Origin of the sequence: Gottfriedia sp. NPDC057991 (assembly GCF_042886615.1) — a bacterium.
Taxonomy (GTDB): Bacteria; Bacillota; Bacilli; order Bacillales; family Bacillaceae_G; genus Gottfriedia.
Map to the genome: position 1 here is coordinate 1,150,709 of NZ_JBHVQN010000001.1, position 14,849 is coordinate 1,165,557.

Annotated in this window: 13 protein-coding genes; 12 read left to right on the plus strand and 1 reads right to left on the minus strand. The window is 34.2% G+C overall.

The window, feature by feature from the left end; genetic code table 11:
- The first annotated feature begins 109 nt into the window (after window positions 1-109).
- Together ACFVR2_RS05850 and ACFVR2_RS05855 are read left to right on the plus strand one after the other, a co-directional pair.
- The gene (locus ACFVR2_RS05850) at window positions 110-280 is read left to right on the plus strand and encodes a hypothetical protein (protein WP_387359710.1); all 171 of its coding nucleotides are present in this window, start codon (window positions 110-112) and stop codon (window positions 278-280) included.
- Between the two features lie 3 nt (window positions 281-283).
- Window positions 284-796, plus strand: coding sequence for a hypothetical protein (locus ACFVR2_RS05855; RefSeq protein ID WP_387359712.1), 513 nt, complete (start codon window positions 284-286; stop codon window positions 794-796).
- A gap of 200 nt (window positions 797-996) precedes the next feature.
- Here the strand turns inward: ACFVR2_RS05855 and ACFVR2_RS05860 are convergent, their stop codons facing one another.
- The gene (locus tag ACFVR2_RS05860; protein WP_387359714.1) at window positions 997-2,592 is read right to left on the minus strand and encodes a peptide chain release factor 3; all 1,596 of its coding nucleotides are present in this window, start codon (window positions 2,590-2,592) and stop codon (window positions 997-999) included.
- Window positions 2,593-2,957: 365 nt separating this feature from the next.
- Here ACFVR2_RS05860 and ACFVR2_RS05865 point away from each other — a divergent pair, with 365 nt between their 5' ends.
- From ACFVR2_RS05865 to ACFVR2_RS05910, 10 genes are all read left to right on the plus strand, one after another.
- Window positions 2,958-3,332: a DUF3992 domain-containing protein gene (locus ACFVR2_RS05865; protein ID WP_387359716.1), complete on the plus strand. Its 375-nt coding sequence runs from the start codon at window positions 2,958-2,960 to the stop codon at window positions 3,330-3,332.
- Between the two features lie 25 nt (window positions 3,333-3,357).
- Window positions 3,358-3,693 carry a DUF3992 domain-containing protein gene (locus ACFVR2_RS05870; protein WP_387359718.1) on the plus strand — a complete coding sequence of 112 codons (336 nt, stop codon included), beginning with the start codon at window positions 3,358-3,360 and terminating at the stop codon, window positions 3,691-3,693.
- Between the two features lie 74 nt (window positions 3,694-3,767).
- Window positions 3,768-6,062 (plus strand): BclA C-terminal domain-containing protein, encoded by a 2,295-nt coding sequence (locus ACFVR2_RS05875; protein WP_387359720.1) that lies wholly within the window; start codon window positions 3,768-3,770, stop codon window positions 6,060-6,062.
- A 152-nt stretch (window positions 6,063-6,214) separates the two neighbouring features.
- Window positions 6,215-6,664, plus strand: a complete 450-nt coding sequence (locus ACFVR2_RS05880; RefSeq protein WP_387359723.1) for an S-Ena type endospore appendage — start codon at window positions 6,215-6,217, stop codon at window positions 6,662-6,664.
- Between the two features lie 186 nt (window positions 6,665-6,850).
- On the plus strand, window positions 6,851-7,222 hold the full coding sequence (locus ACFVR2_RS05885) for a GntR family transcriptional regulator (protein ID WP_387359726.1): 372 nt from the start codon (window positions 6,851-6,853) through the stop codon (window positions 7,220-7,222).
- A gap of 12 nt (window positions 7,223-7,234) precedes the next feature.
- Window positions 7,235-8,107, plus strand: a complete 873-nt coding sequence (locus ACFVR2_RS05890; RefSeq protein ID WP_387359728.1) for an ATP-binding cassette domain-containing protein — start codon at window positions 7,235-7,237, stop codon at window positions 8,105-8,107.
- Entirely contained in the window at window positions 8,104-8,805 is a 702-nt protein-coding gene (locus ACFVR2_RS05895; RefSeq protein ID WP_387359730.1) for a hypothetical protein, read from the plus strand. The genes ACFVR2_RS05890 and ACFVR2_RS05895 overlap by 4 nt, the downstream gene beginning before the upstream one ends.
- A gap of 114 nt (window positions 8,806-8,919) precedes the next feature.
- On the plus strand, window positions 8,920-9,378 hold the full coding sequence (gene tsaA / locus ACFVR2_RS05900; protein WP_387359732.1) for a tRNA (N6-threonylcarbamoyladenosine(37)-N6)-methyltransferase TrmO: 459 nt from the start codon (window positions 8,920-8,922) through the stop codon (window positions 9,376-9,378).
- A 486-nt stretch (window positions 9,379-9,864) separates the two neighbouring features.
- The gene (locus tag ACFVR2_RS05905; RefSeq protein WP_387359734.1) at window positions 9,865-13,962 is read left to right on the plus strand and encodes a S8 family serine peptidase; all 4,098 of its coding nucleotides are present in this window, start codon (window positions 9,865-9,867) and stop codon (window positions 13,960-13,962) included.
- Window positions 13,963-14,107: 145 nt separating this feature from the next.
- Window positions 14,108-14,323, plus strand: a complete 216-nt coding sequence (locus tag ACFVR2_RS05910; protein WP_387359736.1) for a hypothetical protein — start codon at window positions 14,108-14,110, stop codon at window positions 14,321-14,323.
- The last annotated feature ends 526 nt before the right edge of the window (window positions 14,324-14,849 follow it).

The following is a 14,849-nucleotide window of genomic DNA, read 5'->3' on the forward strand; positions in this document are numbered from 1 at the left end:
AAATAATAGTAGGTTCGGCATTTTTTTAGGCTGTTTTCGTATTAATTGTTTCTCTTTTGGAAAAAAATGTATAATAGATAAATAGAATCTGTTCGAAGGAGCTGTTTACATGAATGACATCTTAAGAGATATTGCGAAATTATCTATAAAAGAACAAGAAATACTACTTTACTCTTTAAAAGGTAAACTTTATCCTGATTCGTCAAGCCCACTTAAATCTACCTATGAAGCTATCCGTAAATCACCTTTTAAAGATGGTTTAGGTTGTATGGTTGTGTGATTAATGAGCAAACAAATTAGTAGAAAATTTTACTTCCCTTTTTTAATCATATTTTCGATCATAATTGGCTTTGCAGGTTGGTATGAAATATATCAATATTTTTTTAGCGAACAGGGGATTGTTCGACTAAATTGGCATGTTGATATTGAGCAACCTACGCATTCAAAATTAATCTTAGATGAAACAGCTCCTTTGAGTGTTGATGGTTCAGTATATACCAAATATACATACGATAGAAAAACAATACAAAAACTAAAAAAGAAAGAGTATTGGATTAAAGTATCAAACAATAATATTAAAAATCTCAATCAAAGAGTAACTGAATATAATAATGCAATTTTGAAATATCCAGTACATTCAATGAAAAGTAGACAAAACCTATTGGAAAATCCTGTTGTATTTAACGAAAATTGTTATTACTACGTAAAACGAGATAAAGAAAAACAATATCAATATGCAATTTTTATTCTAAATCCAAGTGAGAAAAAACTTTACTTACTTGAATATTATTTTTAAAAAGTAAAGAGAACAGCCTTTTATTATAAAGGCTTTAAGTTTTTGATACTTGGGGGAATGATGAGGTTAATTTGATTAAGATGAAACGATAAAACCGATTTTATATAGAATTCTGCTTGAAAACAGTTAAACATGCTCCCAAAAAATAAATTACCTTTAATTGCGCAAAAAAAGTGGATGCTAAAACATCCACTTTTTTATTAATCAACTTGTATTTCATTATTCACATCAAGGGCTTCAACTAATTCTAGTTCCTCATGACGTTCTTTAAAACGGTTGAAAGTAAATTCGTTTGCAAATAAGAATAGCGGACGTTCGAAACGGTCATACACTAGCATGTTACGCATATCTTGATATTTCTTAAGTCCTTTTACGTCATCTGTTTTAACCCATCGAGCAATATTGTAATCAACATGGTCTTTACGGATATCAGAACCATATTCATTTTTTAAGCGGTATTCAAATACTTCGAATTGAAGTTGACCTACAGCTCCTAAAATGACTTCATTAAATTCATTTTTATAAACCTGAATTGCACCTTCTTGAGCTAATTGCTCAACACCTTTATGGAAATGCTTAGATTTTAATGAGTTAACTGGGCTAACTCGTAAGAATAACTCAGGTGGGAACGTTGGTAATGGCTCAAAGAATAATTTTTGTTTGCTAGATGTAATTGTATCTCCGATTTGATAAGTACCTGAATCGTAAATACCAATTACATCACCAGCATATGCTCGGTCAATCGTTTCACGGTCATTGGCCATCAATTGTGTCGATTGACTTAATTTAATTTGTTTACCTGTACGAGAAAGCATTACGTTCATTCCTCGTTCAAATACGCCAGAACAAATTCGCAAGAATGCGATACGGTCACGGTGAGCAGGATTCATATTAGCTTGAATCTTAAATATAAAACCACTAAATACTTCATCAGTAGGAGTAACTTCACCATTAATTGTTTTACGAGGTCCTGGTGCAGGTGACATATCTAAGAAATGATTTAAAAATGGTGTTACACCAAAATCGACTAATGCTGTTCCGAAGAAAACAGGAGTAAGTTCACCAGCTAGAACTAAATCTAAATTGAATTCATTTCCTGCACCTTCTAAAAGATCAACTTCATCACGTAAATTTTCTAAATTTGAAGGCTCTAAATGTGCTTCTAATTCAGGACCGTGTACGCCATCTTGACTAAGTTTAATGACTTCATCTTTACGGAAAAGATGAACTTCATTTTCTAATCGATCATAAACACCTTCAAATTGCATCCCACTACCAATTGGCCAAGTAACTGCAACAGAAGGCATACCAAGTACTTCTTCTAATTCTTCCATTAATTCTAATGGATCTTTAGCTTGGCGGTCTAATTTATTCATAAAGGTAAAAATAGGGATACCACGTAAACGACAAACTTGGAAAAGTTTCTTAGTTTGTGCTTCAATACCTTTTGCAGCATCAATTACCATGACTGCAGAGTCAACAGAGGTTAATACACGATATGTATCTTCACCAAAATCATTATGACCAGGAGTATCCATAATTGATACCATTTTTTCATCGTATTCAAACTGCATAACAGAAGAAGTTACAGAAATTCCACGTTGCTTCTCAATTTCCATCCAGTCAGATTTAGCATATTTTGAATTTTTTTGAGCTTTTACAGTACCAGCTTCACGAATAGCTCCACCATGAAGTAGTAATTTTTCAGTTAAAGTTGTTTTACCAGCATCCGGGTGAGAGATAATCCCAAAAATACGGCGTTTAGCAACCTGATTAATTAATTCTTTATTTGCCATCTATTATAAAGTCCTTTCTAAATCAAAGATCATAAACAAATTTTTACATCTTATCTATTATACTAGAATTCAGCGATTGATGAAACATTTAGTAACTAAGTTATATACAAAGTATTTCCAAGTTGCGAAATAAGAATTTTCTTTTTTATCGTTTATTTTGTAATTTTACATAAATCAATCACTAATTTTTCAATATGAAATATTTATCAAGTATTGAAAATCAATATTTTAAAAGCGAATCTATCACTCAGTTATGGGAGATAGATTCTTTAATTTATGACAAATGTACAAGCATATACAAGATACTTTGATTACTATATGTAGAAAATGATTCATTTTCTTTTAAAGAAAGGAAGTAACCATAAATGTCATCATGTAATTGTTCAACATCAGCATTAACTTGTTGTCCTGAAAAAATTTTTGTTCAGGATCAGGTTTGTACACCATGGCAAGCAGTGGGAGATACAACAACTATTACAATTCCACTTTTTCAAAATAATTTTAACCAAAATATTATAGGAACTGGTTTTGTTAAGTATGAAGTAGGTTCTTCTGTCTTACCAATACAAATTGTATTTTTAAACTCTGCTGGAGGCACGATTAATTCTGAATCCGTAACATTAGGTTCTAGTTTAGCATTTACAATTAGAAGGTTTGATGTAATACAAGCTGTTATTCCTATTGGAGCAGGTATATTATTTCAAGGTGAGTTTTGTATTACGACACGTTATTCTGTTTAATTGAAGAAAATGAGGGGAAAAGCAAATGAATAATGGTTTAAGTTGTTGTTCAACAAAAAATATTTTTCAAGATAAAGTTTGTACAACCTGGCAAGTGAATACACCTGGTATTATCACAATCTTTACTAATAATATCGCTCCTATTATTTCCGCAACAGGCTATGTTAAAAATGATACTGGAACAGATAATATCGTTGTTAATTTTTTAAGAGGAGGAAATGTAATTGATACACTAACTGTCCCACCTCAAAGTAGTGTCGCTTTCTCAGAAAAGTTATTCGATGAAATTCAAATTGATACTACTGGATTAACTGGGGTAGTAGAAGGTGAGTTTTGTCTAACTGTCAGATATTCAATGTAATAGATCATTTTATCTAAATAGAATTGTTCTGAATATTTTTTGAACAGCCCTATGTAATGAAATGAGGAACGATCATGTATTCCTTTATGAATAATAAAGATGAGAATGGGAAAACAATTCCTTACGTAAAAGGGATCGATTCCAATTCGAATAAATGTAGTTGTTGTAATAGTTTTTCTTGTAATGGGATTAAAAAATTTGGCCCTACAGGGATAACGGGAGCGACAGGAGAAACAGGGCCCACTGGAGCGACGGGAGCCACTGGTCAAACAGGCTCGACTGGATTCAATGGAGTAACTGGAATAACAGGCACGACAGGAGAAGCAGGCTTAACTGGTGCAACGGGAATTACTGGAGCAACCGGTACAACAGGAATAACGGGAGCAACAGGAATAACAGGTCCAACCGGATCAACGGGACCAACTGGAGCAACTGGCCCAACCGGTTTAACTGGGGTAACGGGACCGACTGGACCGACTGGAATAACCGGAGCAACGGGCCCAACCGGAGAAACGGGCTCAACCGGCCCAACCGGAATAACGGGCCCAACCGGAGTAACTGGAATAACGGGATCAACCGGAGCAACTGGAATAACGGGATCAACCGGAGCAACTGGAATAACGGGATCAACCGGAGCAACTGGAACGACAGGAGCAACCGGAATAACAGGCTTAACGGGAATAACGGGAGTAACTGGATCAACAGGAATAACGGGAGTAACTGGATCAACCGGAGTAACAGGCTTAACCGGAATAACAGGAGTAACCGGCCCAACCGGGGTAACTGGAACGACAGGAGTAACCGGTGCAACTGGGTCAACTGGGTCAACTGGATCAACCGGCCCAACCGGAATAACAGGCCCAACCGGAGTAACCGGAGCAACAGGAATAACGGGAACGACAGGCCCAACCGGAGAAACGGGATCAACCGGAGTAACTGGAATAACGGGATCAACCGGAGTAACTGGAATAACGGGATCAACCGGAGCAACTGGAATAACGGGATCAACCGGATCAACTGGAACGACAGGATCAACAGGAGCAACTGGAATAACGGGAGCAACAGGATCAACTGGAACGACAGGATCAACCGGATCAACAGGAGCAACTGGAATAACTGGAATAACGGGATCAACCGGAGCAACAGGAATAACGGGATCAACAGGAATAACGGGAGCAACAGGATCAACTGGAACGACAGGAGCAACCGGAGTAACTGGAATAACGGGATCAACCGGGGTAACTGGAATAACGGGAGCAACCGGAGTAACTGGAATAACGGGATCAACAGGAGCAACTGGAATAACGGGAGCAACCGGATCAACTGGAACGACAGGATCAACAGGATCAACAGGAATAACTGGATCAACAGGAATAACAGGAATAACAGGCTTAACGGGAATAACGGGAGTAACTGGATCAACAGGAATAACAGGCCCAACCGGAGTAACTGGAATAACGGGATCAACCGGAGTAACTGGAATAACGGGATCAACAGGAGCAACAGGAATAACGGGATCAACAGGAATAACTGGAGCAACAGGATCAACTGGAACGACAGGATCAACCGGAGCAACAGGAATAACTGGATCAACTGGAACGACAGGAGCAACCGGAACAACTGGAGTAATGGGTCCAATTGGCTCAACCGGATCAACAGGATCAACTGGAATAACAGGCTTAACGGGAATAACAGGCCCAACAGGAGTAACAGGCTTAACCGGAATAACAGGAGTAACCGGCCCAAAAGGAGCAACTGGGTCAACTGGATCAACAGGATCAACAGGAATAACAGGATCAACAGGAGTAACGGGTCCAACTGGTTCAACCGGTTCAACCGGCATAACAGGTCTCACGGGCCCAACAGGGCAAACTGGATCAACAGGAATAACAGGAACGACCGGATCAACAGGGTCATCAGGCCCAACCGGAGCAACAGGCTCAACCGGAGCAAGTTTTAATACATCTGGCTCGGCAGCAAATACTTCTGGCGCAACAATTGCGATTACACTTTTAGGTCCTTCACCTATATCGTTTCCGAACGCGCAAAATTTATCAGCAGATATAACAGTAAACAACCCAACAGCCACCATTTTTACGGTTAATACAAGTGGTAGATATTTAATAACTTATCAAGTGTATCCTACATTATCTTTATTAACGACTTTTCAGTTATTTCGTAATGGGGCTGGTGTTGCAGGTACAAATATTTCTGCAGCAATTGGATTAAGTTTAGTCAGTAACCAAGTGATTATTAATATAAATGCAGGTGACACGATTCAAGTAATGGTGTCTGCTACTTTAGCGGCTACAGTAACGTTAGCAGCTGGTACTACCGCTGCTACAATTTCCATAGTTAGAGTAGGTTAATTTATAATATTTTAAATTAACAAGTGACTACAAGTTATATGAGCAAGTTTAATTGTGGTCACTTTTCTTTTTGAGATTTATATACTAAAAATATGGCTTTTCAGTATTTTAAAGTACATAGGCTATTAACTATAATTAGTGAGGGATAAAAATTGAAAAAAAAAAGACCAGATATATCAAACTTACCTAGTATTACATTACCGGTTTCCTCCCCAACTCCTTTACCACCCATACCTCCGCCAACACCACCTACCCAACCAACACCAATACCAAGTCCAACAAAATGCGATCCATGCATTCCAATTGATCTATGCGGTAATATTTTGATTCAAGATAATCTTGAAAAACCATTGGAACTGTGGAGCTTAGGTGGAAATTTAACTGCTATAGCAACAATTTCAGTCTATAATAGCGAAAGCAGTACTGGAGCTATAACAATTGAAGTAAATAGCAATATTTGTCATATAATTACCGTTTTGCCAGGTAATACAAGTAGTTATACTAGTCAACATATTAAATCTGTGACCATACTACAATCAAGTCAAAATCCAATCTATTTAGAAGGTAAATATTGTATTGCTGGTAAAATTATTGATAAATAATAAACACATATTATAAAAAAATGAGCTTAGTGCATAATCGCATTAAGCTTTTTTATTTCATAATAAAAATAGGCGTACTTAAATAAAACACTTTACATATGATTTAAAGAGTAGTATGGTTAGTTACATGAGTAACCAACTAAATGACCAACCAAGTAAATAACTAAGCATGAAAGGAAGGTGCTAATGAAACCGACATTAGATGAATCACAGCCAATATTTCAACAAATTGCGGTTATGATTATGGACGAAATTATAGATGGAAGAATTAAAGAGGGTGAGCAAGTGCCTTCAACAAATGAATTATCTCGCTTTTTTAATATTAATCCTGCAACTGCAAGGAAAGGTCTACAAGCATTAGTTGATAAGGAAATAATTTTTAAACAAAGAGGTGTAGGTATGTTTGTTTCAACAGGTGCAAAAGAAAAGTTGCTTTTAGAGCGAAAACAGCAGTTTTATGAAGATTATGTTGCACCTTTACTTAATGAAGCAAAGAGAATTCATTTAAATGAAGAAATGGTAATTGAATTAATAAAGAGAAAAAACGACTCTAATTAGGAGGGGTACAAATTGATCGAAATTAAAAATTTAACATATGGCTATAAACATACACCAGTTTTAACGGATTTCAATTTAATTGAAACAGAACCGAGTATTATTGCATTATGGGGAAGAAATGGTGCAGGAAAAACAACTTTGATGAGTTTAGTTGCGGGCCATTATAAACCAAACGAAGGTTCAATCAAAGTCTTAGGAGAAGAACCTTATAATAATTTAAATGTACTAGAGAATATTTGTTATATCCAAGAAAATCATCCATTTGGTCATAATTGGAGAATAGATGATTTGTTAAAATACGGAAGGTACTTTCATCCTAATTGGGATCAACAATTTGCAGAACATTTAGTTCAAGTTTTTGAATTACCAAAGAATAAAAAAATCACTAAGTTTTCAAAAGGAATGAAAACGGCAGTGCAAATTATTTTAGGATTAGCTAGCAACGCAAAAATAACAATTCTCGATGAGCCAACTAATGGGTTAGATGCAGTTAAAAGAAAACAGTTTTACGATGCATTAATGGAAAGTTATGAAGAAAATCCGAGACTCATTTTACTTTCAACACATCATATCGAAGAAATTCAACCATTATGTGAAACGATCGTTGTCGTAAATGATGGAAAGGTACTATTTCATGAACAAATGGAAGTAATGCGAGAGAAAGGAATTATTCTTTCTGGAAATATAGATTCAATAGAACATGTAACTAAAAATATTCCCATACTTGAATCCTCCAAAATCAGTTCGACAAAAAAAGTAATGATCGATGAATTATTTACAAATAAATGGAAAAAAATCGCTGAAGATCACCATCTTACAATTGAAAAAGCAACTTTACAAGACTATTTAATAAATAAAACAAAAAATAAAGAGGTGAAAAGATGAACTCGATAAGAGGCACTTATCAACTAGTTTTTGATGAATTGAAATGGTATTTCAAAATATTTTCTTTAATTACTTTGTTGTTATCAGTTGTTTATGTATTCGTTAGTATAATTTTTAAAATCCCTTTACAAAGTAGTGCAGCTTTGTTTGGACCGATTTATGGGGGGATTAGTACATTCGCGGTTGCAGGATTGGTCATTCCATTCCAAGTTGCAATTGGATTAGGTAGTACAAGAAGACAGTTTTTAAAATCTTATATTGTGATGTCAGACTTAATGGTTATAACAAGTATAACTTTCTTAAATATACTTTATTACATTATGAATATATTATTAGACAAAGGAATAAATAGTTTTCACTTTTACCATCCTGCTGAATTAGTCTCATCAGAATATCATTTCTTTACGTATTATTGGGTCGACCTAATGGTTGGTTTTATGATACTCGGACTTTCTTCTTTTATTGCGGTATTAATTAGAAGATTGGGAATCCTCTATTTTTTAATTGCACTAGTTCTACTAAGTATTTTAGTAACTTTTTTATCCATAAATGGAATTAGTTCAGACCTTTTTACTTGGATTATAAATATTAAAGCAATCAATTTCTTTACTTTTATTGGATTGTTAGGAATAGTACTTCAATTATTAACATTTCCAATGATGATCAATGCACCATTAAAAATGAAAGCTAGAAATTAAAAATGATTCATGAAAAAGTATGTGGATATATTGCATACTTTTTTTAAAATTATAAAAGCTAACAAAAAATTCTGTATAATATAGACAAAATACAATAAGGTAGGAGATTAAATGATGCCATATACAATTAATCCGATTGCTTTTGTTAAAAATTCAAGAAAAGAAATTGAAGACGATCACTGGGGTTCAATTATCTCTGAAATCGAGTTAGTAGAGGAGTTTAATGAAGAAGCATTAAGTGGCATAAGTGATTTTTCACATTTAGAGATTATTTTTTATTTCGATAAAGTGACTGATGATATGATTCAATGCAATGCTAGACATCCTAGAAATAATATTCATTATCCAAAGGTTGGAATTTTTGCTCAAAGGGGTAAAAACCGGCCCAATAAATTAGGTTTAACAACAGTAGAACTTTTAAATCACAGTGGCCGTAGTCTTACAGTTAAAGGGTTAGATGCAGTCGATGGCACACCAATCATTGATATCAAACCAATTATGAAAGAATTTCTTCCTAAAGGGGAGATCAAACAAGCAGAATGGTCAAATGCTTTGATGGAAAAATATTGGTGATAAAGGTTTAATAATGATGAAAGAGTTGTCTCAAATGTTTTATTTGGGAAACTCTTTTTTTATATTATTAACAGCTAAATCGAATTTTGGTTATTTCCGTATTAAAGCAATTGTTGAGATACCACTCACTTCGCCCATGCCCTGTTCCCGCTTATATTCTACAAATAATTAAAAATTTTAAATTAAAAATTTAGTTAGAACAATTATATAAGGCAAAGATAGTGAAATTCCCCCAAATTATTTTTGGGAATTTTACATCAAATTACATAAATCTATATTTGTATAAATAAAATCCCCTAACTTTTTACTCGGTTTTACTTAAACCGACATTTAATTTGTTTTATAAAGTTCCCATTTATTGAATATTCCCCCAATACTTTTAAAGAAAAACTCTCGCTATAATCTAAGTTAAGTGATTTTTCTGAAAAATTACATATTTGTCTTATTTTGCATTCTTTCATTTTAGAAAAAGTTGGAGGTTATTTAATGAAGGGGTTAAGTAGTAAATTTTTTCAAACCACATCTGTACTTGTTTTAGCTAGCAGTACAATTTTGGGATCGACTATGATGATTAAAAAGCCGGCTTATGCGAACTCAAATGAAGTAGAAAGCATTCTTCAATCACTTACACCGGAACAAAGGGAAGCTTTGAATCAATTAGATCTTGCTGAATCAAAAACAGGTTTGCAATTATCAGATGACATCGATTTATCAAGTGAAAAAGATGTTTCTGTAATTGTTGAATTTAAAGAGCTCCCAGCTAAAGTAGCACAGTTAGAGAAGGCTGTAGAAGGGGAGTCAATTTCATTAGAAAAGGCGAAAGAAAATGTAACTAAGTCTCATGCTCACTTTAAACAAGAATTAGAAGAAAAATTAGGAAATAAAGAGAAATCAAGTAATGAAGAAGTTCAAATTAAATATACATACCAGAATGCGTTTAACGGGGTTTCATTGACACTTCCAGCAAATCAAATTAAAGATTTGTTAGATTTGGATACAGTTAAAGCGGTGTATAGTGATTCAACAATACAAATTAAGCCACCTGTTGAACCAGTAGAAAAGGAACAAACAAAGGTTGATAGTTTACCATTTTTAAAGATTGATAAATTGCATGAGGAAGGTTTTACAGGTAAAAATATTAAGATTGGCGTAATCGATACGGGTATTGATTATAACCATCCCGATTTGAAAAATGCATACAAAGGTGGCTATGATTTCGTAGATAATGATAATGATCCGATGGAAACTACATACGATCAATGGAAAGCCTCTAAAAAAGCTGAATTTGTTAATGGAAGCGCATATTATACTGAACACGGGACGCATGTTTCTGGAACGATTGCTGGTCGGGGAAAAAATAATTCTGAGTATAAAGTAACTGGAGTAGCGCCTGATTCAGATTTATATGTATACCGCGTATTGGGTCCTTATGGTTCGGGTTCGAATTCTGCAGTAATTGCAGGTATTGACCGTTCGGTTGCCGATGGAATGAATGTAATTAATCTTTCGCTAGGAGCCTCAATAAACGATCCGTTAGAAGCAACAAGCTTAGCGATTGATAATGCCGTTTTAAATGGTGTTACAGCTGTCGTTGCAGCAGGAAACTCTGGAGATAGTATGTACACATTAGGCTCTCCAGGTGCAGCAGCACTTGCTTTAACAGTTGGTGCGAGCTCTGTTCCTACTAAAGTTACTACTTTCGGAAGTAAATTTTTAGTAAACGGTCAAAGTACGGATAGTACTTTACAATTGATGACTAAAAAATGGACAGATGATTTTACTAATTTGTCTGGAAAAACTTTTGAGATTGTAAATGTTGGAGAAGGTGGATCAGCAGATTATTCAGGAAAAAATGTTCAAGGTAAAATTGCATTCGTTGCACGTGGTACGTATGCACTTGTTGATAAAATGAACTATGCAAAACAAAATGGAGCTATTGGGATAATTATTTACAACAATAATGCAACAGAAGGACAAATTCCGTATTATTTGGGAGAAAGTAATGATAATATACCAGTATTTTCAATGACGAATAAAGACGCCTTGGCGGTAAAGGATTTATTTAGCAAGGGAACTCCTTCAGTAACACTAGGGAAAACTGGTGTGTCTGAAATTCCTGGTGATGATTTAGCTAGCTTTAGCTCTAGAGGTCCATCGGGAACGCTATATGATATTAAACCTGAAGTTACAGCTCCGGGTGTAGATGTTTTATCAACTGTTCCTGCATATATCAATAATAAAAATAACGCAACAGATTATTCATCCGCATATTTACGTATGTCTGGTACGTCAATGGCAACACCACATGTAACTGGGATTGCTGCATTACTTTTACAAGCTCATCCTGATTATACTCCTGCAGATATAAAAACTGTATTAATGAATACAGCTGATCCTTTAAGAAGCAAATACAGTGTGTTTGAAGTTGGAGCAGGAAGAGTAGATCCTTATGAAGCGATTTATTCACGCATCGAACTAGGAGTTCAGGATACAACGCCGTTTATTAAAAATAATGAAAAAGTAAATATTGATGAGCAAACTGGTGGACTTAGCTATGGTTTTATACCAGTTGACAATAATGGTATTTCGAAAACTACAAATATATTAATCACAAATCATACTGATAAAATGCAAAAATATAATATTTCTGTAGAGTATAATGTCGGCACTCGTGGTTCTTTGGATGCTAAAGCAAACGGTGTTAAAATAACAGTACCTAATGACTTAAAAATGAAAAAGAATAGCCAGGAGATGATTCCTGCAACACTTACTATACCAACAACTGCTAGTAAAGGAACATATGAAGGTTATATTCATGTTGTGAATGAAAAAGATCCAGATGATCATTATCAAATTCCATTTGGCTTCCGTTTAGTAGAAGAAGGCTTTGAATATTTCAAAGTTCATTCTCCGAGCATCTCTACAACACGTGAAAATGCACCTTATAGTGTTAAGGCGTCTGATTTAGATTTTAAATTAAATTCACCTATGAAAACATTAGATTTTATTTTAGTAGATTCAAAAACAAATAAAGATTTAGGATTAATCGGTACGATTAATGTTTCAAGTGCAGGAGTTGATAAGGATCTCTATATTCAAAAAGCCTTTACAGGTAGGTATTTTCCATTTACTGGTAATGCGAAGAAACCGGTTGGCTACACATCGATCCTAGCAAGAACAGGATTATACAAAATGAAAGTTATTGGTACAAATTTAGACGGTAAACAGTATACAAAGACAGACCAAGTATATATCGATAATAGCCGTCCAACATTCACACTAGATGACACAAACGCAATACCTAAAGGGGATCTGCCATTTGTTGAATTAGCACCTGGACAAAAAACAGTTACCTTATCTGGTAGTATTGTAGATGATGAAGCAAAGGAAATGGAAAATAGCGGGATGATTGTAACTCAAGCAAATAATAATGCCTGGTATGGTCCTAACTCTCCGGCCATTGGTATTGCTGCTGATGCAAATGGCAAGTTTACGAAAGAAATATCTGTTGATTCATCAAATCCAGTCAATATGCTCCAATTTGTAGCGTCGGACAGAGCTGGTAATTCAACGATGGCAAAAGTCGTGTACTATATGAAACCAGGGGCACAATATATTTATGCCAAACCAAATAAAGAATCCTTTACAATGGGTGATCAATTAACTTATACGTTCTATGCTCACGGTTTGCAAAATGCAAAGGATCTTACACTTAAATTTGATTACACATCAAGATTTTTTAATTCAGTCGTAATTAATAAAAATAAAGCTTTATCCGATGATACTCAATTTACCGCTACAGCAACAGGAACTACTAGCAAATCAAATACAATTAATATTAAAGCACCAGGAGATGGTTTAAGAGGGGATCTACCTTTATTTGATATACAAGTAGAAACGAACGTAAATGAATTTGTTAATCCTAATACTACATTTTTCTATATCAATTCATCCAGTTATAAAGATCTTAATGGTAAAACTGTAAACCCATATACTCAGGTCGGTTATTTACCGAGCTATCCAGCCTTTTCAACTGCAACAGCAAAAATCAACGCTGCTGGATTGTTAAATGCAAATGGTAGTTTTAATTTTGCGATCGACTACACAACAATAGGTGCACAAGCAAAAGCGAAAGACTCCAAAGGTCAAATTTATAATGGTGAAATTCAAAAAAGTGGAAACATCGTATTCAATAAACTTCCAATTACAGAACAATTATATACTGTCATCATAGATGTTCCAGGTCATTTTACCACATACACACCAATGGAAATTGGCCGAAATAATCGAGATGTTTTTATAGGTGAAAATATTACTTATCCAACTGTAAGAGAAAATGCTGGAGATCTTAATAAAGATAATGTAATTGATATTTATGATGTAATACTTCTTGAACAAAATTGGGGAACAAATAACCGCAATGCTGATATTAATTTTGATGGTAAAGTAGACTCGTTGGATTTCAAATTACTAGAAGCTAATTATTTAAAAGAGAATGATTATTTATTAGATACTCCTACTGCTGTTAAAGAGTATAATGGAAAAACAATTGATTCCATTAAGATGTCTTTAGGCATAAATTAAAATTTTGAACCTATCCAATTGGATAGGTTTTTTTGATTGTTGCTATTCTTGATGAACTAAATAGCATTATTGTTACATAAGGAATGATATAATAAATTGTTTAATTCGATGTAGTAGATCGTTTCATTAGTAAGGAGTGAAATCAATGAAATTCAAATTTTATAATGATACAGGTAGAGAAGTAAGCATTCATCCTGCTACTGAACTTAATGGCATAAAATGTGATATAAGTGTAATAAAACCTCTAGAAGAGCGTTCTTTCTTTTTACCAGAAAAAACTTATCCTTGGGTAAAAATGTGGGACTATGGAGAAAAAAGAGGACTAAGCATTTTGGTTTCAGCACAATCTGATAATGAATAAATATTCCTAAAATAATAGTTTCAATTTAGAAGATGAAATTAAAAGTATGGAAAATCAATTGACGAAGAATTTTTCTTTTTAAATAAATAAGTATTTACAATCTTTAGCAACAGTTGCAATGCTTTAGTTTAAGATCACAACCTGCTTAATTGCAGTTTTTTTATTAAAGTAAATGGCAGGATAATTTTGTACAAGGACTTTCTAAATATAAAAAGGTGAAATTCCCCCAAATCAAAAATACTTACTGTCTTGTTATAAATAAAGAAAGTAGTAAACACCGATTAGGAGGAAGAGTTTTGATATCAAGAAAAACATTAGCATATATTAATCTATTACTCGCAATAGTTGTATTGGTGATGTACATAATTAACCTAATAACTAACACTAAAAATCCAATTTTTTTTCCAATGATGTCACTGACTCTTATTCTTGGAGGAATTAATACTATAGCGGTTGTAATACCAAGAATCATAGGTTATCTTTCATTATTCATAGGTATCATCTTATTGATTTTGTCAATGAACCC

What these genes read in the sequence shown, in the direction of transcription:
- ACFVR2_RS05855 (WP_387359712.1), top strand. Translation starts at nt 284, where the DNA reads ATGAGCAAACAAATTAGTAGAAAATTTTACTTCCCTTTTTTAATCATA.
- ACFVR2_RS05850 (WP_387359710.1), top strand. Translation starts at nt 110, where the DNA reads ATGAATGACATCTTAAGAGATATTGCGAAATTATCTATAAAAGAACAA.
- ACFVR2_RS05860 (WP_387359714.1), bottom strand. Translation starts at nt 2,592, where the DNA reads ATGGCAAATAAAGAATTAATTAATCAGGTTGCTAAACGCCGTATTTTT.
- ACFVR2_RS05885 (WP_387359726.1), top strand. Translation starts at nt 6,851, where the DNA reads ATGAAACCGACATTAGATGAATCACAGCCAATATTTCAACAAATTGCG.
- ACFVR2_RS05905 (WP_387359734.1), top strand. Translation starts at nt 9,865, where the DNA reads ATGAAGGGGTTAAGTAGTAAATTTTTTCAAACCACATCTGTACTTGTT.
- tsaA (WP_387359732.1), top strand. Translation starts at nt 8,920, where the DNA reads ATGCCATATACAATTAATCCGATTGCTTTTGTTAAAAATTCAAGAAAA.
- ACFVR2_RS05865 (WP_387359716.1), top strand. Translation starts at nt 2,958, where the DNA reads ATGTCATCATGTAATTGTTCAACATCAGCATTAACTTGTTGTCCTGAA.
- ACFVR2_RS05895 (WP_387359730.1), top strand. Translation starts at nt 8,104, where the DNA reads ATGAACTCGATAAGAGGCACTTATCAACTAGTTTTTGATGAATTGAAA.
- ACFVR2_RS05910 (WP_387359736.1), top strand. Translation starts at nt 14,108, where the DNA reads ATGAAATTCAAATTTTATAATGATACAGGTAGAGAAGTAAGCATTCAT.
- ACFVR2_RS05875 (WP_387359720.1), top strand. Translation starts at nt 3,768, where the DNA reads ATGTATTCCTTTATGAATAATAAAGATGAGAATGGGAAAACAATTCCT.
- ACFVR2_RS05870 (WP_387359718.1), top strand. Translation starts at nt 3,358, where the DNA reads ATGAATAATGGTTTAAGTTGTTGTTCAACAAAAAATATTTTTCAAGAT.